22 protein-coding genes and 2 tRNA genes are annotated in these 20,529 nt (G+C 67.6%); 18 read left to right on the forward strand and 6 right to left on the reverse strand.

Annotated features, from left to right (window positions below; translation table 11 throughout):
- Positions 1-57: 57 nt before the first annotated feature.
- Entirely contained in the window at positions 58-846 is a 789-nt protein-coding gene (locus LMF57_RS13190) for a helix-turn-helix transcriptional regulator (protein ID WP_025876489.1), read from the reverse strand.
- Positions 847-936: 90 nt separating this feature from the next.
- Between LMF57_RS13190 and LMF57_RS13195 the strand changes: the two genes are divergently transcribed.
- Both LMF57_RS13195 and LMF57_RS13200 read left to right on the forward strand, forming a co-directional pair.
- Positions 937-2,064 carry an MFS transporter gene (locus tag LMF57_RS13195; protein ID WP_117310834.1) on the forward strand — a complete coding sequence of 376 codons (1,128 nt, stop codon included), beginning with the start codon at positions 937-939 and terminating at the stop codon, positions 2,062-2,064.
- Between the two features lie 68 nt (positions 2,065-2,132).
- Positions 2,133-2,453: a hypothetical protein gene (locus tag LMF57_RS13200; RefSeq protein ID WP_229290020.1), complete on the forward strand. Its 321-nt coding sequence runs from the start codon at positions 2,133-2,135 to the stop codon at positions 2,451-2,453.
- Here LMF57_RS13200 and LMF57_RS13205 read toward each other — a convergent pair.
- The 3 genes from LMF57_RS13205 to LMF57_RS13215 form a co-directional block, all read right to left on the reverse strand.
- Entirely contained in the window at positions 2,440-2,877 is a 438-nt protein-coding gene (locus LMF57_RS13205) for a hypothetical protein (protein ID WP_229290021.1), read from the reverse strand. The genes LMF57_RS13200 and LMF57_RS13205 overlap by 14 nt on opposite strands.
- A gap of 105 nt (positions 2,878-2,982) precedes the next feature.
- Positions 2,983-3,789 carry an amidohydrolase gene (locus tag LMF57_RS13210; protein ID WP_117310836.1) on the reverse strand — a complete coding sequence of 269 codons (807 nt, stop codon included), beginning with the start codon at positions 3,787-3,789 and terminating at the stop codon, positions 2,983-2,985.
- A gap of 14 nt (positions 3,790-3,803) precedes the next feature.
- On the reverse strand, positions 3,804-4,952 hold the full coding sequence (locus LMF57_RS13215) for a pyridoxal phosphate-dependent aminotransferase (RefSeq protein WP_117310837.1): 1,149 nt from the start codon (positions 4,950-4,952) through the stop codon (positions 3,804-3,806).
- 189 nt (positions 4,953-5,141) lie between these two features.
- On the opposite strand from LMF57_RS13215, the gene ccmA reads away from it, so the two are divergent.
- The 11 genes from ccmA to LMF57_RS13270 all read left to right on the forward strand — a co-directional run bounded on the left by ccmA (position 5,142) and on the right by LMF57_RS13270 (position 13,514).
- Positions 5,142-5,771, forward strand: a complete 630-nt coding sequence (ccmA, locus tag LMF57_RS13220; RefSeq protein ID WP_025876479.1) for a heme ABC exporter ATP-binding protein CcmA — start codon at positions 5,142-5,144, stop codon at positions 5,769-5,771.
- Positions 5,768-6,463, forward strand: a complete 696-nt coding sequence (gene ccmB / locus LMF57_RS13225) for a heme exporter protein CcmB (protein WP_025876478.1) — start codon at positions 5,768-5,770, stop codon at positions 6,461-6,463. Before ccmA ends, ccmB begins: the two co-directional genes overlap by 4 nt.
- A 43-nt stretch (positions 6,464-6,506) precedes the next feature.
- Positions 6,507-7,271, forward strand: a complete 765-nt coding sequence (gene ccmC / locus LMF57_RS13230; RefSeq protein ID WP_025876477.1) for a heme ABC transporter permease CcmC — start codon at positions 6,507-6,509, stop codon at positions 7,269-7,271.
- On the forward strand, positions 7,268-7,453 hold the full coding sequence (gene ccmD, locus LMF57_RS13235) for a heme exporter protein CcmD (protein ID WP_049469327.1): 186 nt from the start codon (positions 7,268-7,270) through the stop codon (positions 7,451-7,453). The genes ccmC and ccmD overlap by 4 nt, the downstream gene beginning before the upstream one ends.
- Complete coding sequence (gene ccmE / locus LMF57_RS13240) at positions 7,450-7,911, forward strand: cytochrome c maturation protein CcmE (protein ID WP_099784807.1); 462 nt, start codon at positions 7,450-7,452, stop codon at positions 7,909-7,911. The genes ccmD and ccmE overlap by 4 nt, the downstream gene beginning before the upstream one ends.
- Complete coding sequence (locus LMF57_RS13245; RefSeq protein ID WP_117310838.1) at positions 7,912-9,831, forward strand: heme lyase CcmF/NrfE family subunit; 1,920 nt, start codon at positions 7,912-7,914, stop codon at positions 9,829-9,831.
- A gap of 9 nt (positions 9,832-9,840) precedes the next feature.
- Positions 9,841-10,458, forward strand: coding sequence for a DsbE family thiol:disulfide interchange protein (locus LMF57_RS13250; protein ID WP_117310839.1), 618 nt, complete (start codon positions 9,841-9,843; stop codon positions 10,456-10,458).
- 34 nt (positions 10,459-10,492) lie between these two features.
- The gene (locus tag LMF57_RS13255) at positions 10,493-10,921 is read left to right on the forward strand and encodes a cytochrome c-type biogenesis protein (RefSeq protein WP_229291393.1); all 429 of its coding nucleotides are present in this window, start codon (positions 10,493-10,495) and stop codon (positions 10,919-10,921) included.
- Positions 10,915-11,904, forward strand: a complete 990-nt coding sequence (locus LMF57_RS13260) for a tetratricopeptide repeat protein (RefSeq protein WP_324255970.1) — start codon at positions 10,915-10,917, stop codon at positions 11,902-11,904. Before LMF57_RS13255 ends, LMF57_RS13260 begins: the two co-directional genes overlap by 7 nt.
- Before the next feature lie 153 nt (positions 11,905-12,057).
- Positions 12,058-13,170: a homoserine O-acetyltransferase gene (locus tag LMF57_RS13265; protein ID WP_229290023.1), complete on the forward strand. Its 1,113-nt coding sequence runs from the start codon at positions 12,058-12,060 to the stop codon at positions 13,168-13,170.
- Positions 13,170-13,514: a DUF1294 domain-containing protein gene (locus tag LMF57_RS13270; RefSeq protein ID WP_208082394.1), complete on the forward strand. Its 345-nt coding sequence runs from the start codon at positions 13,170-13,172 to the stop codon at positions 13,512-13,514. Before LMF57_RS13265 ends, LMF57_RS13270 begins: the two co-directional genes overlap by 1 nt.
- Before the next feature lie 50 nt (positions 13,515-13,564).
- On the opposite strand, the gene cydC is transcribed toward LMF57_RS13270, so the two are convergent.
- Positions 13,565-15,244 carry a thiol reductant ABC exporter subunit CydC gene (cydC, locus tag LMF57_RS13275; protein ID WP_140225747.1) on the reverse strand — a complete coding sequence of 560 codons (1,680 nt, stop codon included), beginning with the start codon at positions 15,242-15,244 and terminating at the stop codon, positions 13,565-13,567.
- Positions 15,241-16,986, reverse strand: coding sequence for a thiol reductant ABC exporter subunit CydD (cydD, locus tag LMF57_RS13280; protein ID WP_229290024.1), 1,746 nt, complete (start codon positions 16,984-16,986; stop codon positions 15,241-15,243). Before cydD ends, cydC begins: the two co-directional genes overlap by 4 nt.
- A gap of 228 nt (positions 16,987-17,214) precedes the next feature.
- Here cydD and LMF57_RS13285 point away from each other — a divergent pair, with 228 nt between their 5' ends.
- The 5 genes from LMF57_RS13285 to LMF57_RS13305 all read left to right on the forward strand — a co-directional run bounded on the left by LMF57_RS13285 (position 17,215) and on the right by LMF57_RS13305 (position 20,481).
- Positions 17,215-18,798, forward strand: a complete 1,584-nt coding sequence (locus tag LMF57_RS13285) for a cytochrome ubiquinol oxidase subunit I (protein ID WP_025876455.1) — start codon at positions 17,215-17,217, stop codon at positions 18,796-18,798.
- 15 nt (positions 18,799-18,813) lie between these two features.
- Positions 18,814-19,968: a cytochrome d ubiquinol oxidase subunit II gene (cydB, locus tag LMF57_RS13290; protein WP_117310844.1), complete on the forward strand. Its 1,155-nt coding sequence runs from the start codon at positions 18,814-18,816 to the stop codon at positions 19,966-19,968.
- 54 nt (positions 19,969-20,022) lie between these two features.
- Positions 20,023-20,136: a cytochrome bd-I oxidase subunit CydX gene (cydX, locus tag LMF57_RS13295; RefSeq protein WP_117310845.1), complete on the forward strand. Its 114-nt coding sequence runs from the start codon at positions 20,023-20,025 to the stop codon at positions 20,134-20,136.
- 56 nt (positions 20,137-20,192) lie between these two features.
- A tRNA-Pro gene (locus LMF57_RS13300) sits at positions 20,193-20,269 on the forward strand.
- A 135-nt stretch (positions 20,270-20,404) separates the two neighbouring features.
- Positions 20,405-20,481: transfer RNA gene (locus LMF57_RS13305), tRNA-Pro, on the forward strand.
- Positions 20,482-20,529 lie beyond the last annotated feature (48 nt).

Here is a 20,529-nt window from a genome sequence, read left to right on the forward strand (position 1 = left end):
GACGGAAGCCGGGCCCGTGCGCCCGCTTCCCCGCGTTCGGCCGCGACCACTCCACTCTCACCCTGCCGCTCGAGCGCTTTCGGCGCGCTGGAACGCCGCAGGCGTGGTCGCGACCATGCTGCGGAAGAAGGCGATGAACGGACTCTCTGCCGAGAATCCAAGCTCCAGCGCCACGTGCGCGACACGATGGCCGAGCAGCAGCAGTTCCATGGCCCGCATCAACCGCCATTGCTGACGCCACGCCTGGTAGCCCATGCCGGTATCGCGTTGCATCAGGCGCCCGATCGTACGCACGCTCAGTCCGCTGCGCTGGGCCAGCTCGCCCAGTTCGGGCGGCAGCTGCTCGGCCACCGGCAGGCAGCGGGCGATGCGCGGGTCGCGCGGTAATGGCAGCTCCATCGGCTCCACCGGCGCAGCGGCAATCTCAAGCACGCACAGCGCCAGTTGATGCCCCGCTCGCGGCGCTTGCCAGTCATGTGCGAACGGCGCCTGCGCGATCGGCTCCAGCAGCGCCTGCAGCAGGGGACCGACACCAATGATTGCTGGCTGCTGCGGCAACTGCGCCGACAGCGTGGCATCGAAGTACAGCGACCGATAGTCCACCGCCTGTCGCATCTGCGCGCGGTGCAGCAGACCACCCGGAATCCACGCCGCGCGCGATGGCGGCAACAGGCTGATGCGATCGCCGAACGTCAGCCGCGTGCAACCGGCGCGCGTGTACAGCAGTTGCGAACGTGCGTGCTGGTGCCAACCGGAGTCATGCTCGGCCAGCGTGGCAGCGATACCGATCACCGGGGCGCTCCAGGCATCGGCATCGAAGCGAGCGTCGGGCTGCAGCCACGCCATGTCCGATTTCATCCATCTACTGTCGTAATCACTAGAGTGCGCCATCGGCATGGCCACGACAATGCGCGCCCCTGTTTCCGGAGCACGCCGATGTCGCCTCGCCTGCTGTCCCTCACCATTGCGCTGCTGATGTTTCCGCAGCTGGCGCAGACCCTGTACAGCCCGGCGCTGGCCGATCTGGCGCAACGCTTCACCCTGCCAGCCAGCGCTGCCAGCCAGGCGATGAGCCTGTACCTGCTGGGCTTTGCGCTGGGCGTGCTGCTGTGGGGAAGGCTGGCCGACCGCGTTGGCCGTCGCCCCGCCCTGCTGGGTGGCCTGTGCGTTTTCGTGCTGGCGGCACTGGGCGGATTGGCGGCCGGCACGTTCGGCCAGGTGCTGGCTGCGCAGATGCTGGCGGCCCTGGGCGCCGCCGCCGCCTCGGTGGTGACCCAGACCGTGCTGCGCGACCACCTTGAAGGGCCCGCGCTGGCGCAGGCGTTCTCCTGGATTGGCATGGCGCTGGCGCTGAGCCCGGCGATCGGGCTGGCACTGGGCTCGCTGCTGGTCGCTGCCGATGGCTATGCCGGCGTGCAGGCCGGCCTGCTGCTGATCGCTGCATTGCTGATGCTCGGCTGCGTGACCGGGCTGCGTGAAAGCCGGCCCGCGCAGATCGCGCCCGTACCGCTGCGGCCCCTGCTGCGGCAACTGCTGGGCGACCGTTGGATCTGGTCGCACGCGCTGCTGGTCATGGCCTTCAACGTGGCCATGTACAGCTGGTACGCGCTGGGGCCGTTCGTGTTCGCACGCCTGCACTGGCCGGCCAGCTGGTTCGGCGCCAGCGGTGCGGTGCTGGCGCTGGGTTCGGCGTTGGGCGCCTGGGCCAATGGCCGCCTGTTGCGTACCGGCGTCCCTGCGTTGACGCGCATCCGCATCGCGGCATCGCTGGTACTGGCTGGTGGTGTCCTGGCCGCGCTGCTGCGCGGGCAACCGGTCATGGTGATGGCGATGCTGCCGGTCGTGGCGGGATTCGGCCTGGCCATCCCCAACGTGCTCGGGCAGGCACTACGCGGCTATGCACACTGCCTGGGCAGTGCCGGCGCCCTGTTCGGCCTGCTCTACTACCTGCTGATCGGCGCGGCGATGGCCGTTGTCAGCGCACTGCAGATGCTGGCGCCATCCATCATCGCCTGTGCAGTGCTGGCGCTGTGGTTGCTGCGTCCGCGGAGCGCGCTGGCCTAGGAATTGCTGCAAACGCCCTGCACTGTGCGCCACTGCCGGAAACCGCGCGGCAGCGCTGGCTATGGTGCGTGTTCTCCGCAACCACGCAGATGTCGATGATCACCATCACCGCAGAACAGGCCCGCGCAAACGCTGACGCCGCCACTCGACCGATCGAGCAGTACTACAGGGATCTGGACAAATCGATCCAGGTCGGCTCGGAAAACGGCCGCCGTTACATCGTGTTCGGCTTCAACAAGGCGCTGGCCAGCGAGCGCCTCGTCGACGGCGTCGTCGAGCAACTGCTGGAGAACCGCTTCAGTGTCGAACGGCTGCCCAGCGACGCCGAGCAGCACTACATCCGCATCAGCTGGGAAGCCGGGGAGCCCTCCCGACTCAACGCCGGCTGATGGTGAACGCCGCGCCGTCCACACCCAGATCCCAGCCCTTGCCGGTACCGGACAGGGCCAGCGAGATATCGCCCTTGGTCATCACCTGCGCGTTGCTGGACTTCACCGCACCGGCATGCGCGCCGACCGAGGCGTAGGTGCCCAGCAGCTCGCCGACGCTGCTGGCGCCGGTGAAGCTGCCACGGCCATCGGTGATCTTCGACTTGCCAACGGTCAGGCCGCCGCCCTTCAGCTGGATCCGCACCGGCATGCTGGAACCGTTGGTGCAGTGGATGGTGCCGTTGCCCGAGGCGGTCTTGTAGATCAGCGACCAGCCGGACAGGCTGTAGCGCAGCTGGCAGTCGAGGTTGCCACCGGCCTGCGCGGTCGGGGCCAGGGACGCTGCGGCGAGCGCCAGCAGCAGGGCAAACGCCTTGGTATTCATCGGCAGAACATCCACATCGGTCGGAATGTGGGCGAATCTAGCAGCGCGCGCGTGCACGTTGGATGCAGGCGCGCGCGGTGGGGCGGGAAGCGTTCAGCCGCCGTATCAGGCCTGCACATCCAGATGGAAGGCATCGGCATCGAGCATGGCCGGGAAGCGTGCACGATGCGAGGCCAGTGCTTCGGCGGAGATGGTGGTGGTCACCACCTGCTCGCGCTCGCGGATCTCCACCTGCGGCTGGCCGAGGAAGTCGATGACCGCGCTGTCGCCAGCGTAATGCAGCTGGTTGCCATCCACGCCTACGCGGTTGACCGCAGCGACGAAACACAGGTTCTCGATCGCGCGCGCGCGCAGCAGGGTCTTCCACGCGTAGGCGCGCGCGGAAGGCCAGTTGGCAACGAAGATCTGCAGGTCGAAGTCCAGCTGGCCGGCACGCTCGACGTTGTAGCGGTTGCGGCAGAACACCGGGAAACGCAGGTCGTAGCAGACCTGCGGATTGATCCGCCAGCCCTTCCATTCCACGCACAACCGGTCGCGGCCGGCGGCATAGCGCTCGTGCTCGCCGCCGTAACGGAACAGGTGGCGCTTGTCGTAGTACTGCAGGCCACCATCGGGGGTGGCGAACAGCAGGCGGTTGTAAACGCCCTCGCCATCGCGCAGCTGCACGCTGCCGATCACCGCCGCATTCAAGGCCTTGGACTGCGCGCGCACCCACGCCACGGTCGGGCCCTCCATGCCTTCGGCCTGGGCGATCGCCTCATTGGAGAAACCACTGGTGAAGGTTTCCGGCAGGATCACCAGATCGGTGGTGCCGGCCAGCGGCGCCAGCAGCGCACCGTAGTACTCGCGGTTGCCGGCCGGGTCGTGCCAGCGGGTGTCGCCCTGGACGAGGGAAATGCGCAGGTCCTGCATGCTGTCTCCTCCGCTCACAGCAGGCGCAGGCGTTCGATCGCCGCGTCCAGGGTGGCTTCGTTCTTGGCGAAGCACAGGCGCACCAGACGCTGGCCGACCGGCGCGGTTTCGTAGAACGGCGACAGCGGAATGGCGGTGACGCCCTTCTCGATGGTCAGCCACTTCACGAACTCATGGTCCGGCAGGTCACTGATGGCTGAATAGTCGACCAGCTGGAAGTAGCCGCCCGGCACCGGCAGCGCCTTCAGGCGGGTACCGGCCAGCTGCTCGCGGAAGCGGTCGCGCTTGGCTTCATAGAACGCGCCCAGTTCCAGATGGTGCTGCGGCTCGTCGCGGATCATCGCAGCGAAACCGTACTGCGCCGGGCCGAAGCTGGTGAAGGTGTTGTACTGGTGCACCTTGCGGAACTCGGCGGTCATCGCGGGTGGCGCCACCGCATAGCCGATCTTCCAGCCGGTGCAGTGATAGGTCTTGCCGAAGCTGGAGATGACGAAGGTGCGCTCGCGCAGTTCCGGGTAGCGCAGCGCCGATTCGTGGCGACGGCCGTCGTAGATGATGTGCTCGTACACCTCATCGGAAATCAGGTAGATCTGCGTGCCGCGCAGTACATCGGCCAGCGCCTGCATGTCGGCCTCGTCCAGCATCGCGCCGGACGGGTTGTGCGGGGTGTTGACCATCAGCAGGCGGGTGCGCGGGGTGATCGCCGCGCGCACGCGGTCCCAGTCCACCGCGAAGGTCTGCGGGTCCAGCGGCACGTGCACGGCGGTGGCGCCGGCCAGTTCGATCGCCGGCTCATAGCAGTCGTAGGCCGGGTCGAGCACGATCACTTCCTCGCCGGCACGCACCACGGCGTGGATGGCGTTGAAGATCGCCTCGGTGGCGCCGCTGGTGACGGTGATCTCGGTGTCCGGATCGATCATCGCGCCGTACAGGTCCAGCGACTTCTGGGCGATGGCCTGGCGCAGCGGTGCCACGCCGGTCATCGGCGGGTACTGGTTCAGGCCGGCGGCCATCGCCTTGCTGGTCTCGTCGATCAGGCGCTGCGGTGCGGAGAAATCCGGGAACCCCTGGCCGAGGTTGACCGCGCCGTGTTCGGCGGCGAGCTGGGACATCACGGTGAAGATCGTGGTACCGACCTTGGGCAGCTTGGTGTTCGGTTGCATCGGCCTGGGGGATGGAGGAGACAGACCCGAAGTTTACGCAATCCGCGCTTCGGTAGTGCCGGCCGCTGGCCGGCAACCTCGACCCACCACACAGGCTGCAGAGGCGGCTGCCGGCCAGCGGCCGGCACTACCCGGCATGGTTTCACCGCTACAATTGCGGCCGCACTCCTGCATGAAGACCCCTGCGCCTTGAACACCCCTGCATTGCTGGCCGCCAGCGGCCTGAGCTTCTCCCGCAATGACGAGCCGGTGTTCGGCCCGCTGGACTTCCACGTGGATGCCGGCGAGGCGCTGCTGGTGCAGGGCGGCAACGGTGCCGGCAAGACCACCCTGCTGCGCGTGCTGTCGGGCTTGGCGCGCCCGGGCGCGGGCCAGGTGCTGATCGACGGCAGGCCGGCCAGCAACGCCGAGCGTGCGCGCTATGTCGCCTACCTCAGCCACCTGCCAGCGCTGAAGCCGGACCTGGACACGCTGGAGAACCTGCATTTCCTCTGCGGCCTGCACGGCCGACGCGCACGGCAGATGCCGGGCAATGCGCTGGCCATCGTCGGCCTGGCCGGCTACGAGGACACCCTGGTGCGGCATCTGTCGGCTGGACAGAAGCGGCGGCTGGCGCTGGCCCGCATCTGGCTGTCGCCGGCACCGCTGTGGCTGCTCGACGAACCCTATGCCAACCTCGACCTGGAAGGCATCAACCTGGTCAACCGGATGATTTCCGCACACCTGCGCAGTGGCGGCGCCGCCCTGGTCACCACGCATGGCGCCTATGCCGCCCCGCCGGTACGCACCCGCCAGCTCGATCTGGGGGGTGAAGCATGATCGCGCCAGGCACCGAACCAGGCCTGTGGCAGACCGCCCGCGCGCTGATTGCGCGCGACCTGCGCCTGCTCTGGCGGCGTCGCGGCGATGCCCTGCAGCCGGTTCTGTTCGCCCTGCTGGTGGTGGTGCTGTTCGCCCTGGCCCAGGGCCGGGACCCGCAGCCGCTGGCCGCCACCGCCGGTGCGGTGCTGTGGTTGGCGGTACTGCTGGCCGGGCAGCTGGCGCTGGATTCGCTGTTCCGCTCCGACGCCGAAGACGGTTCGCTCGAACAATGGCTGCTGGCGCCGGTGCCACTGGCGTGGCTGGTGCTGGTGCGGGTGCTGCTGCATTGGGCGACCACCGCCCTGCCACTGATCCTGCTGAGCCCGTTGCTGGCGGAAATGCTGCATCTGCCGCATGACCAGCTGCCGATGTTGCTGGCATCGTTGCTGCTGGGAACACCGTTGTTGAGCCTGATCGGTGGCGTGGTCGCTGCACTGACCGTCGGCATCCGGCGCTCTGGTATTCTCGTGGCGTTGCTGTCGTTGCCGTTGTACGTACCGGTGCTTGTCTTCGGTGCCGGCAGCCTGGCGGCAGCCAGCCGCGGGCAGGACCCGGTCGGTGCACTGCTGATGCTGGGCGCCGGTCTGGTGATCGCCCTGGTGCTGGCACCGCTGGCCACCGCTGCTGCGATCCGTATTTCTCTGAGTTGACCGAGCTGAGAGCCAATCCACCCCTGCTGGATAGCCGCCACGCATGAATCCGATCGTCCGCTGGTTCCATCAACTCGGTTCGCCCCCGACCTTCGATCGTTTCGCCGCACGCTGGTCCCGCGTGTTCTACGCCGCGGCGGTTCCGGTGCTGCTGATCGGCCTGTGGCAGGGGCTGTTCGTGGCACCGCCGGAACAGAACCAGCACGACGCCTTCCGCATCATCTACATCCATGTACCCAGCGCCTGGATGAGCCTGTTCGTGTTCGCGCTGATGGCCGCCTACGCCGCCATCGCGCTGATCTGGCGCATCAAGATCTGCGAGATCCTGGCGATGGCCTGTGCGCCGATGGGCGCCGGCTTCACCCTGATCACCCTGCTGACCGGCAGCATCTGGGGCAAGGGCACCTGGGGCACCTGGTGGGACTGGGACCCGCGCATGACCAGCGAGCTGATCCTGCTGTTCCTGTACCTGGGCGTGATCGGCCTGTACCACGCCATCGAAGACCGCCGCAGCGCCGCACGCGCGGCCGGCCTGCTGGCCATCGTCGGCGTGGGCCTGCTGCCGATCATCCGCTACTCGGTGGACTGGTGGGGCGCGCTGCACCAGCGCCAGTCGATCAACGTGTTCGGCGAGAACGCCGTGCGGCCGGAACTGATCGCCCCGCTGTGGTGGATGGTGGTGGCCACCAAACTGTGGTTCGTCGGCTCGCTGCTGGCCAAGGCGCGTGCCGACAACATCGCGCGCGAGGCCGGCAAGGCCTGGATCGGCGAGCGCTTCGGCACCGCGGATGGGGAGGCACGGCGATGACCCACCTGCCCTACCTCATCGCCGCCTTCGCGGTGTTCCTGCTGGTGCTGGCCTGCGATGCACTGGGCTCGTGGCTGCGCCTGCGCAGCGCCCGACAGCTGGCGCAACGTCGCCAGCAGCGGCTGCAGGCGCGTGGCAACGCGTCGGCACAGGCGCCGCTTGCCACCGAGCTCAGCCGATGACGCCGGTGCAGCGACGCCGCATGATCTGGGTGCTCCTGCTGTTGCTGGCCTCCGGGCTGGCCACCACGCTGGTGGCCTTCGCCCTGCAGCGCAACATCGCCTACCTGTACACGCCTTCGGAAGTGCTGCGCGGGGACGTGGATGCGCAGTCCCGCTTCCGCCTGGGCGGCATGGTGGTGAAGGGGTCCTTCGATCGACCCAGCGGCTCGCTGCAGGCCCACTTCGTGGTCACCGACGGCGATGCGACGCTGCCGGTCAGTACCGACCGCATCCTGCCGGACATGTTCCGCGAGGGGACCGCCGTGGTCGCCAGCGGTCGCCTGCAGGACGGTACCTTCGTCGCCGACGAGGTGCTGGCCAAGCACGATGAGAACTACGTGCCCAAGGAAGTGGCCGACAAGATGGGCGATGCGCATCGCAAGCACGATGTGCCGGTCACGGCGCCCGAGGTGCGCTGAGTGCTTCCCGAATTCGGTCAGATCCTCCTGCTGTGCGCGTTGCTGGCCTCGCTGCTGCAGGCGGTGCTGCCACTGGTGGGCGCGCAGCGCGGCAACGACGCATGGATGGCCGTTGCCCGCCCGGCGGCCTTTGCCCAGCTGCTGCTGCTGGCCGGTGCCTTCGCCGTACTGACGGCGGCCTTCGTGCAACAGGATTTCTCGGTGCGCTACGTGGCCGAGAATTCCAATTCACTGCTGCCGTTGATCTACCGCTATTCGGCGGTGTGGGGGGCGCACGAAGGCTCGCTGCTGATGTGGGCGCTGGTGCTGGCGCTGTGGACCGGTGCAGTGGCGCTGTTTTCGCGCCACCTGCCGGCGCCGGTGCAGGCGCGCGTGCTGGCGGTGATGGGCGTGGTCAGCGTCGGCTTCCTCGCCTTCCTGATCTTCACCTCCAATCCGTTCCTGCGCTTGAACCCGGTACCGCTGGAAGGCCGTGACCTCAATCCGCTGCTGCAGGATCCGGGGCTGATCATCCATCCGCCCATGCTGTACCTGGGCTACGTCGGCTTCGCGGTGCCGTTCGCCTTCGCCGTGGCGGCACTGCTGGAAGGCCGTGTGGATGCACGCTGGCAACGCTGGACGCGGCCCTGGACCAATGTCGCCTGGGGCTTCCTCACGCTGGGCATCGCTTTGGGCAGCTGGTGGGCGTATTACGAGCTGGGCTGGGGCGGCTGGTGGTTCTGGGATCCGGTCGAGAACGCCAGTTTCATGCCGTGGCTGGTCGGCGCGGCGCTGATCCACTCGCAGGCAGTCACCGAAAAGCGCGGCACCTTCGGCAGCTGGACGCTGCTGCTGGCCATCGCGGCGTTCGCGCTGTCGCTGCTGGGCACCTTCCTGGTCCGCTCCGGCGTGCTGACCAGCGTGCATTCGTTCGCGGCCGATCCCTCGCGTGGGCTGTTCATCCTGATCTTCCTGTCGGTGCTGGTGGGCGGCAGCCTGCTGCTGTATGCGCTGCGTGCGCCACGGCTGGCCGTGGATGCCGGTGATCCGCGCCGTGGCTTCACCGCCACCTCGCGCGAAACCCTGCTGCTGGCCAACAACCTGCTGCTGGCCAGCGCCTGCGCGACGGTCCTGCTGGGCACCCTCTACCCACTGCTGGCCGATGCGCTGTCGCTGGGCAAGATCTCGGTCGGCCCACCGTACTTCGGCAGCCTGTTCCTGCTGCTGATGGCACCGATGGTGATGCTGCTGCCGTTCGGTCCGCTGGTGAAGTGGCAGCGCGACCAACCTTCGCGCGCACTGGCATTGCTGCTGCCATGGGCGGGGCTGGCTGTGCTGCTTGGCGCCTGGGCCTGGTGGCAGGCGCCGCAGAATGGCTGGAAAGCCGGCATCGGCGTTGCGGCTGCGGCCTGGGTTGGGCTGGGCACCGCCCGGTTCGTCTGGCAGCGCCTGCGTGGCAATGGCCGCTTCACTGCCGAAATGCTTGGCATGATCGTCGCCCATGCCGGTGTCGCGGTGTTCCTGGCCGGCGCGCTGCTGGTGGAAGCGCTGAACGTGCAGCGCGAAGTGGCGCTGTCGCCAGGCCAGCAGGTGGTGGTTGCCGGACACGAAGTGCGCTTCGAAGGCGTGGACCACCGCGAAGGCCCCAATTTCATCGCTGATCGCGGCCATCTGCGGGTGCTGCGCGACGGTCGCGAACTGGCCCTGCTGCATCCGGAGAAGCGCCAGTACGCCAGCGGCGGCCAGGTGATGACCGAGGCCGGCATCGATGCACGCCTCAGCGGTGATGTCTACGTGGCATTGGGCGAGCCGCTGGGCAACAATGCATGGGCGGTACGGGTGCACATCAAGCCCTTCGTGCGCTGGATCTGGCTGGGCGCGCTGTTGATGGCCCTGGGCGGATTCGTCACCGCTGCCGATCGCCGCTTTCGTCGTCCGTAGGAGTTCCCCATGTCCGAGTCACCCGCCCCACGCCCTTCCCGTCCGCTGCCGCCGGTAGCCATCGTGATCGGCGTCCTGTTCTTCTTCGGCCTGCTTGGCCTGATGATCTACGGGGTGATGAAATCGGGCGATCCGCAGCGCGACGTGCTGCCCTCGGCATTGATCGACAAGCCGGCGCCGGCGTTCGCGCTGCCGGTGCTGCACGACCCGCAGATGATCGTGCGCAGCGAGGAGCTGCGTGGCGCGCCGTACCTGCTCAACGTCTGGGGCAGCTGGTGCGCGGCCTGCCGTGAAGAACATCCGGTGCTGACCCGCTTCGCCGAGAGCAAGCGCGTACGCGTGCTCGGCTACAACTGGAAGGATGAACCCACCGACGCGCTGCACTGGCTGGAACAGCTGGGCAACCCGTTCATGGTCGTGCTGAGCGACATCGAAGGCCGCACCGCCATCGACTGGGGTGTGACGGCAGCACCGGAGACCTTCCTGGTCGACGGCAGTGGCATCGTGCGCTGGAAGTACAGCGGCGCGATGACCCAGCAGGTGGTCGATGAGAAGTTGATTCCGGCGCTGGAAAAGCTTGAAAAGGCCCAGGGCGATGCTGGCAACACCCTGCACGCCTCGCCGTAAGCGCATGCGCTGGCTGCTGCCGCTGCTGCTGGCGATGACCCTGGCGGTGCCACAAGCCGGCCTCGCCCAGCAACCCGTGCATGATGCGCGGCCGCTCGCGTTCCGCGATGCAGCCGAGGAGACGCGCTTCCACGACCTGGCTGCGCAGTTGCGCTGCGTGCAGTGCCAGAACCAGTCACTGGCCGATTCCAACGCGCAGATCGCGCAGGACCTGCGCCGCGAAGTGCTGCAGTTGATGCAGCAGGGCCTGGACGACGCGGCCATCAAGCAGTTCCTGGTCGCCCGCTATGGCGAGTTCGTGCTCTATCAACCGCCACTGCAACCGGGCACCTGGCTGCTGTGGGGCGGCCCGCTGCTGGTACTGGGTGGCGGCGCGCTGGTGGTGATGGGCATCGTCCGTCGCCGCAGCCGGCAGATGGATGCATCCGCTGCAGCGGACCCAACCGAGGGAGAGGACTGGTGATGCACTGGTTGCCGATGGTTGCCGCAGTGGCCGCAGCGCTGATGGCGGCCGTGGTGCTGTGGCCGCTGCGCCGGCAAGGCCGCCGCAGTTTCGTGCTGGGAATGCTGACACTGGGCGTGGCCGGCGCCTGCCTGTACCTGCTGGTCGGCAATCCCCGCGCCGCACAGGTGCAGCCTGCGCCTTCGGTCGCCACGTTGCGCGACGGTGTCGAGGCGCTGCAGCAGGCGCTGCAGCGTGACCCGCAACGTGCGGATGGCTGGGCGCTGCTGGGTCGTTCGCAGGCCGAGCTTGGCAATGCCGCCGCCGCGGCCGACGCCTTCAACCGCGCCGCAGCACTTGCACCGGACGAACCGGGCGTGCTGGTCGAGGCCGCGCAGGCGCGCGCCCAAGCCGATCCCGGCAAGCAGTTCGATGACACCGCACTGGCATGGCTGCAACGCGCGCGCACCTTGTCGCCCGAGGCCGAGCGCGCAAGCTGGCTGCTTGGCATTGCCCTGCGCCAGCGGGGCCGCAATGCCGAGGCCGCCGAACTCTGGAGCACGCTGCTGCCACGCCTGGAGCCGGGTGCCGCGCAGGCGCTGCAGGCGCAGATCGCCATCGCCCGCGAGGCGGCCGGCCAGCCGTCGCACGCACCGGCAGCTGCTCCCGCGCTGCTGCAGGTACGGGTGCAGCTGCCCGCATCATTGAAAGCGGGTGACTGGCCGGCCAGCACCCAGGTCTTCGTGCTGGCACGCGCGGTGGGCGGCCCGCCGATGCCGGTGGCTGCACGCAAGCTGCCCTTGGCCGGCTTCCCTGCAACGGTCGGCCTCGGCGACGGCGACAGCCCGATGCCTACCGCACCGTTGTCGGCACATCGCGAAGTGGAAGTACTGGCGCGCATTTCGCGCAGCGGCAGCGCCAACCGCAGCGAAGACGACCTGCAGACCGCCCCGGTCAAGGTCAGCCTGCCGCATGACGGTGTGGTTGAACTGCAGTTCCCGTAACGTACACGCACCGCTGCGCTCGCCGGGCATGGCCCGGCGCTATCCACGCGCACCACCGGTAGCGCCCGGCCATGCTCGGCGGATTCACGCTCAGCCGGTTGATGGAAACCAGCGTGTCGCCAGCTGCACACGCCGCCCCGCTAGAATGCCCACATGACCGAATTCATTCCGCCCGGCACCCGCTTCCATGCCCTGCCCTCGCCCTTTCCGTGCAAACGCGGCGGCGCCCTGCACGGCGCCCGTGTGGCGTACGAGACCTGGGGCGCGCTGGATGCAGACGCCAGCAACGCGATCCTGATCGTCACCGGCCTGTCGCCGGATGCGCATGCCGCGGCCAACGAAGCCAACCCTGCGCCAGGCTGGTGGGAGGCCATGCTCGGCCCCGGCAAACCGATCGATACCGACCGCTGGTTCGTGGTGTGCGTCAACTCGCTGGGCAGCTGCAAGGGCTCCACCGGCCCGGCCTCGATCAATCCGGCCACCGGCGACCTGTATCGCCTGGATTTCCCGGAACTGTCCATCGAAGACGGCGCACGCGCGGCGATCGACGTGGTGCGCGCACTGGGCATCGGACAACTCGCCTGCGTGATCGGCAATTCAATGGGCGGGATGACGGCGCTGGCGGTGTTGCTGCTGCATCCGGGCATCGCCCGCAGCCATATCAACATTTCCGGCAGCGCGCAGGCCCTGCCGTTCTCGATCGCCATCCGTTCGCTGCAGCGCGAAGCGATCCGCCTGGACCCGCGCTGGAACGGTGGCCACTACGACAATGAGGCGTACCCGGAATCGGGCATGCGCATGGCACGCAAGCTGGGCGTGATCACCTACCGCTCGGCACTGGAATGGGATGGCCGCTTCGGTCGCGTGCGGCTGGATTCGGACCAGACCGACGATGATCCATTCGGCCTGGAATTCCAGGTCGAGAGCTACCTGGAAGGCCATGCACGCCGGTTCGTGCGCTTCTTCGACCCCAACTGCTATCTGTACCTGAGCCGCTCGATGGACTGGTTCGATCTGGCCGAGTATGGCGATGGCGATGTGCTGGCCGGACTGGCCAGCATCCGCGTCGGCAAGGCACTGGCGATCGGCGCCAATACCGACATCCTGTTCCCTGTACAGCAGCAGCAACAGGTCGCCGATGGCCTGCGCGCTGGTGGCGCGGACGCGCGTTTCATCGGCCTGGAATCGCCACAGGGTCATGACGCGTTCCTGGTCGACTTCGAGCGTTTCGGCCCGGCCGTGCGCGGCTTCCTCGACGAACTGTAGTGGCGTGGCGGGGCAATCTCGCACTGGCCGCGTTCGGTGCGTTGATCGGCTTGACCGCAACCGGCGTGTTTCCGCTCTGGCTGGGCGCATGGTGCGTGCTGGCCAGTGCGGTGTCATTTGGCCTGTATGGGCACGACAAGCGCGCCGCGCAGCGAAAACAGCAGAGGACGCCCGAACGCACGCTGCAGCTGCTGGCCTTTGCCGGCGGCTGGCCCGGCGCGCTGCTCGGCCAGGCGCTGTTCCGCCATAAACATCGCAAGGCGCCGTTCCAGTGGGTGTTCTGGTTGTGCGTGCTGGCCAACGTGGCCTCGATCGCGGTGATGCTGCGCGCGTTTTCGCGGTAGCTGCCCTGTAGATCCACGCCACGCGTGGATATGCCGACCAAGGTCGGCATCTACCGAAGCGGTTCGCGGACCAGCACCCCGTCCACCAACCGGTACTGCACATCCACCACACCTGCGGGCAGGTCATCGTGGGTGATCATCAGCAGGCTGCGCCCTTCCAGCAGTGCTGGCAGGTCCTGCAGCAGCGCGCGCGCGGTATCCACGTCCAGGCCTTCGGTGGGCTCATCCACCAGCAGGATCGGCGCATTGCGCAGCAGCGCGCGGGCCAGCGCCAGGCGACGCGCCTGGCCGGCCGACATCGTTGCGCCGTTCTCGCCCACCCACGCCTGCAGGCCGCCGTTGCGCTCGGCCCATTCACCCAGCCGTACCCGTTGCAGCACCGCCCACAACGCTTCGTCGCTGGCCTCGGGATCGCCCAGCAGCAGGTTCGCGGCCACGCTGCCGGCAAACACCGGCGCGTTCTGCGGCAGCCACGCAAGGTGCCGGTGCCAGTCGGCCTGGGCGACATCGCGCAGGTCCTGGCCACCGTAGGTCAGCCGCCCCTGCTGCGGATCCCAAAGCCGCAGCAGCAGGCTCGACAAGGTGGTCTTGCCGCTGCCGCTGTCGCCACGGATGGCGATGCGCTCGCCCGGTGCCAGCGTCAGCTGCAGGCCACGCAGGACCGGCCGTGCGGCGCCCGGCCACTGGAAGTGCACATCGTCCCAATGCACGGTCGCCGCCGGCGCCAGCGGCTGCGGCGACACCGGCTCCTGCACCGAAGGTGCCTGCTCGACGATGCCCTGCAGGCGCGCGGCCGCAATGCGGCCCGATTGCAGCGACTGCCAGGCCAGGCCCATGCCCGCCCACAGTTCGATCATCGCCACGGTCAGGAACACCAGCCCGGCGGCCATTTCCGCCGCGATGCGCTGTTGTTCGGCCGCATGCAGCGCCAGTGCCAGCATCGCCACCAGGCCGAGCCCGGCCAGCACACCATGCAGCGTTGATGCAGCGATCAGCCGCAGGCGTCGACGACGATCGCGCGAGGCCACCTGCTTGGCCGCCACCCGCACCTTCAACTGCCAGGCATTGCCAGCGTTCAGCGCGGCCAGGTCAGCCGCCCCTTCCAGCCCCTCGAATGCCGCCGTGCGCAACGCTGCGCGATGTGCGGCGCGGTCTGCCTCTTCGCTGTCATGGCCCCTCACGCCCAGCCACGGCACGCCAATGCCGATCAGCAACGCCAGTACCGCCAGCAGCACCGCTGCCGATGGCAGGATCACCGCTGCCGCGCCCACGCCCACCAACGTCAACGCGCCCAGCGCCAGCAACGGGCCGATGGCACGCACCAGCAGGCCATCGATTTCACCGATGTCACCCAGCAGCCGCGCCAGCAGATCGCCGGTGCGGGTTGCACCCAGCCGTGCCGGGGCCAGTGGCAGCGCGCGGCGGAAGAACCAGACGCGCAGGTCGCGGGCGATGCGCAGGGTGGCGTCATGCCCCACCAGCTTTTCGAAGTAGCGCGATGCAATGCGCGCCATGGTCAGCCCGCGGATGCCGGCCGACGGAGTGAAGAAATTGAAGCCCTGGCCAAGGCCGGCTGCACCGGCCAGCGCGGCAGCAGTGAGGAAGCCACCAGACAGGCCCAGCAGGGCGGTGCCGGCCAGCATCGTGGTCCACAGCAGCAGCACTGCCAGCAGCAGGCGCGGGCGATGACGCAGGAATACCGTGCGCAGCGAATCGGCGGAGCGGCTCATGCGCGTACCGCCTGTGCCGGTTCCACCAGGCGCCCTTCGGGCAACAGCAGGCAGCGGTCGGCCCAGGCGATCACCGCCGGGCTGTGGGTGGCCACCACCACGCTGCGTCCGCGCGCATAGGCGGCCAGGCTGCGCAGCAGCGCTGCTTCGGTTTCGGCATCGAGAAAAGCGGTCGGCTCGTCCAGCAGCAGCACCTGCGGATCGCGCAGCAGCAGGCGCGCCAGGCCGATGCGACGTGCTTCGCCACCGGACAGGCCAAAGCCGCGCTCGCCGATCAGCGTATCCAGCCCCTGCGGCAGGCGCTGTGCGAACTGCAGCACCTGGGCGGCTTCGGCAACGGCGCGCAGGCGCGCGTCGCTGGCACCGGGATCGGCCAGGCGCAGGTTCTCGGCGATGGTGCCGTGGAACAGATAGGGACGCTGGCTGGCATAGGCCACCTGCAGCCCCGGCCGCAGCTGCACCCGGCCCGCACGCGGCGGCAGCCAACCGGCCAGCGCTTCCAGCAACGTGCTCTTGCCGCTGCCACTGGGGCCGACCAGGGCCAGACGCTGCCCCGCTTCCAGCTGCAGGTCCAGGTTCTGCAGCACATCGTGCGCAGCGCCCAACGGACGCAATACCAGACCGTGCGCCTGCAGCGGTGGCAGGGCGGCCTCGGCCGGCTCCGGCGCCAGCGGCACCGTGCCGTCGATTGTGCTGGCCTCCTCTTCCGGCAGCACCTGCAGCAGCCGCTCCACCTCGGCGGCGGCGGCCAGCGCATTGGCACGGTCGTGATAGTGCGCGGCCAGGCGCCGCAACGGTGCGTAGAACTCCGGTGCCAGCAGCAGGCAGAACAGGCCCGCCCCCAGCGTCGGCACGGTCGCATGCAGCGACATCAGGCCCAGATAGCTCAGGCCCAGATACAACGCGACCATCGCCACGCTGACCGAGGCAAAGAATTCCAGCACGGTGGACGACAGGAAGGCGATGCGCAGCACCTTCATCGTGCGCACGCGCACACCTTCGGCCGCCGCCTCGATGCCGGCCAGTTCGGCTTCCCCACGGCCATACAGGCGCAGCAGGCCCAGGCCCTTGATGCGATCGGCGAAGTGCCCGCTCATCCGCGCCAGCTCGCCCAGCTGCGCGCGCCCGGCGGCTTCGGCGCCCCAGCCCACCAGCATCATGAAAAACGGAACCAGTGGCGCAGTGAACAACAGGATCAGTGCAACCACCCAATCCACCCATGCCACCGCAGCCAGGATCAACAGTGGAACCACCACCACTTCGGTGCGTACCGGCAGGAAACCGCTGTAATAATTTTCGATAGCGTCGCCGTGATGCAGCATCAGCTCGCCCAGTTCGCCGGTGCGGCGCTGCCGCAGCCACAAAGGACCGTGCCCGAGCAGGCGCGCGAAGACACGCTCGCGCAGGGACAGCCGTGCGGCGTCGGCAACATCACCAGCCGCAGCCTGGGTGGCACTGCCCAGCAGGGTACGCACGACAAGGATCACTGCCAGCGCGGCCAGCACCGGCAGGCCCTGGGCCAGCGGCGTGCGCTCGACCAGCACCTGCTGCACCAGCCAGGCGATGGCGGCCGCTTGAGCGATCAACAGCACACCGGACATGCTGATGCACAGCGATGCCAGCCGCTGGCGCCCCTTCGCGGCACGGGCCAGATCGGCCAGCCAGGCGGTCCGTTCACGCCGCAGGCGGCTCGATTCTTCATCCCGATCAGGGGCGTCAGCGGTCGGTTCGGCAGCGCTCAAGGCTCTTCACAGGCAGCAGGGGGATGGACGGCATTGTAGGCGCAGGCAACAGCCTTCCCCTGCGGCCGGCGGTCGCAGTCTTCATCGGGTTGGCATACGATCCTCCTGAACACCTGTTCATACATTGATCTGGATCAAGGCTGTTTGAAGTAGTCGGTCACATCATTCACCCCGTAGACCACCCTTCCCGCCACCTGCAACGGCACTATCCAACGAGGTAGCCAGGCCATGATTGATCAGACAGTCGTAGAACTGTCGCGGCTGCAATTCGCTCTGACCGCGATGTACCACTTCCTATTCGTACCGCTCACCCTTGGCCTGTCCTTCATGGTGGCCATCATGGAAAGCGTGTACGTGATGACCCGCAAGCAGGTCTGGCGGCAGATGACCCTGTTCTGGGGCACCCTGTTCGGCATCAACTTCGCCATCGGCGTGGCCACCGGCCTGGTGATGGAGTTCCAGTTCGGCATGAACTGGTCGTACTACAGCCACTACGTGGGTGACATCTTCGGTGCGCCGCTGGCCATCGAAGGCCTGATGGCGTTCTTCCTGGAAGCGACCTTCATCGGCCTGTTCTTCTTCGGCTGGAAGCGCCTGAGCCCGGTCAAGCACCTCACCGTGACCTGGCTGATGGCGCTGGGCACCAACCTGTCGGCGGTGTGGATCCTGATCGCCAACGGCTGGATGCAGAACCCGACCGGTGCGGTGTTCAACCCGGAAACCATGCGCATGGAAGTGGTCGACTTCGCCGCGGTGCTGCTGAACCCGGTGGCGCAGGCCAAGTTCGTGCACACCGTCAGTGCCGGTTACGTGACCGGTGCGATCTTCGTGATGTCCATCAGCGCCCTGTACCTGCTGCGCAACAAGCACAGGGACATGGCCCGCCGTTCGTTCGCGGTGGCCGCAGCCTTCGGCCTGCTGTCCTCGCTGTCGGTGGTGGTGCTGGGTGACGAGAGCGGTTATGCCGCCAGCGAGCACCAGAAGATGAAGCTGGCGGCGATCGAAGCGATGTGGGAGACCGAGCGTGCGCCGGCCGACTTCACCGCCTTCGGCATTCCCAACCAGGACACCCACACCAACGACTACGCGATCAAGATCCCGTACCTGATGGGCCTGATCGCCACCCGTTCGCTGGACCAGCCGATTCCGGGCATCCTGGAACTGGTGGAGCGTGCCGAGCACCGCATCCGCGGTGGCCAGATCGCCTACGGTGCGCTGGAACGGGTGAAGAAGGACAAGAACGATCTCGAAGCACGCGAGATGTTCGATCGCCATTGGCAGGACCTCGGCCATGGCCTGCTGCTGAAGCGTTACCGCGAGGACATCCTCAACGCAACGCCGGAGGAGATCTCCAAGGCCGCGATGGATACCGTACCGCGCGTGGCGCCGCTGTTCTGGACCTTCCGCATCATGGCCGGGCTGGGCTTCTACCTGATCGCCTTCTTCGCGCTGGCCTTCTACTTCTCGTGCCGCAACAACTTCCAGGACAAGCGCTGGTTCCTGAAGCTGGCCGTGTGGAGCCTGCCGGCGCCGTGGATCGCGATCGAATGCGGTTGGTTCGTGGCCGAGTACGGCCGCCAGCCGTGGGCGGTGGATGGCGTGCTGCCCACGTTCTACGCGGCATCGGGCCTGGCACTGCATGAAATCCTGACCACGCTGGCGGTGTTCACCAGCCTGTACACGGTGCTGCTGATCATCGAAATCAAGCTGATGCTGAAGGCGGTCCGCAAGGGCCCGGACGACATCCTGCCGACGCTGCAGGCCGACATCCGCCCTGTTTCCCCCAATGCCGTTGCCCCCGGCCAGGCCTGAGGCAGGAGAATCCAGATGGAATTCATTGCACTTGATTACACCACGCTCCGCGTGATCTGGTGGCTGCTGCTCGGCATCCTGCTGGTCGGCTGGGCCGTCATGGATGGTTTCGACCTTGGCGTCGGCACGCTGCTGCCGTTCGTGGCAAAGACCGATGAAGAACGCCGGCGAGTGATCAACACCGTCGGCCCGGTCTGGGAAGGCAACCAGGTCTGGTTGGTGCTGGGTGGCGGCGCGATCTTCGCCGCATGGCCGCCGCTGTATGCGGTCAGCTTCTCCGGCTTCTACCTGGCGGTGTTTGCGATGCTGTTCGGGCTGATCCTGCGCCCGGTCGGCTTCAAGTACCGCAGCAAGCTGCCGTCCAAGCGCTGGCGCGACAACTGGGACCGCGTACTGTTCGTCGGTGGCCTGCTGCCGGGCCTGATTGCCGGCGTCGCGGTGGGCAACGTGCTGCTGGGCGTGCCGTTCCACTTCGATGACACCCTGCGCGTAACCTACACCGGTTCGTTCTTCGGCCTGCTCACGCCGTTCGCGCTCATCGCCGGCCTGATCAGCGTGGCCATGCTGGTGTCGCACGGTGCGGCCATGCTGGTGCTGAAGACCGACGGCCCGGTGGCCGAACGTGCAGCGCGCTATGGCAGCATCGCCGCCATCATCAGCTTCGTGTTGTTCGCTGCTGCCGGCGCCTGGGTGGCCTTCGGCCTGCCGGGCTACCAGATCACCTCGCAGGTGGTGACCGACGGGCCGACCAATCCGCTGCTGAAGACCGCCGAACTGGGGTCCGCCGCAGGTGGCTGGCTGCGCAACTACAGCAGCATGCCGGCAACGCTGGTGTTCCCGGTGCTGGGCCTGGTGGGTGCGCTTGCCAGTGCGGTGCTGCTGCGCGCACGTCGTGGCGGCCTGGCCTTCATCGCCTCGGGCGCGTCCATTGCCGGCATCATCCTCACCGTCGGCTTTGCGATCTTCCCGTTCCTGCTGCCGTCCTCCAGCCAGCCCACCTCCAGCCTGACCGTCTGGGACAGTTCGTCCAGCCACCTCACGCTGTGGATCATGCTGCTGGCCACGGCCATCTTCCTGCCGATCGTCCTCGCCTACACCACCTGGGTGTACCGCGTGCTGAAGGGCAAGACGACGGTCGAGGACATGGACGACAACCCCAACGCGTACTGACTGCCCGGGTGCCGGCCCATCGCCGGCACCTCCACCGCACACAGGAGATTGACCATGTGGTATTTCGCTTGGATTCTCGGCGCTGGCCTGGCTTCGGTCGTGGCCATCCTCAACGGGATGTGGTTCGAAGCGCGCGAAAGCGGCCGCGCCGACAAGGAAGTGCGCTGAAATTGTAAAAAAGGGTTGCCGATACGGCCTTCACACCGTATTCTTGGCGGCTCCTTCGGGGTGTAGCTCAGTCTGGTAGAGCGCTACGTTCGGGACGTAGAGGTCGCAGGTTCGAATCCTGTCTCCCCGACCACTTCGGTGGTCGCATTGAAGCCTGGTGAAGTCTTCCAGGCTTTTTTGTTCCCGCAGGAGTCGCTGCCACGGCAGCGAAGCAGAACGCCCCCCCTTGCCGCCATCGGGGGAAATGGCTAGAATAGGCGGCTCCCTTCGGGGTGTAGCTCAGTCTGGTAGAGCGCTACGTTCGGGACGTAGAGGTCGCAGGTTCGAATCCTGTCTCCCCGACCACTTCGGTGGTCACCAAGAAGCCTGGAAGACGACAGTCCTCCGGGTTTT

The organism is Stenotrophomonas sp. SI-NJAU-1 (genome assembly GCF_020883215.1).
Lineage (GTDB): Bacteria > Pseudomonadota > Gammaproteobacteria > Xanthomonadales > Xanthomonadaceae > Stenotrophomonas > Stenotrophomonas indicatrix.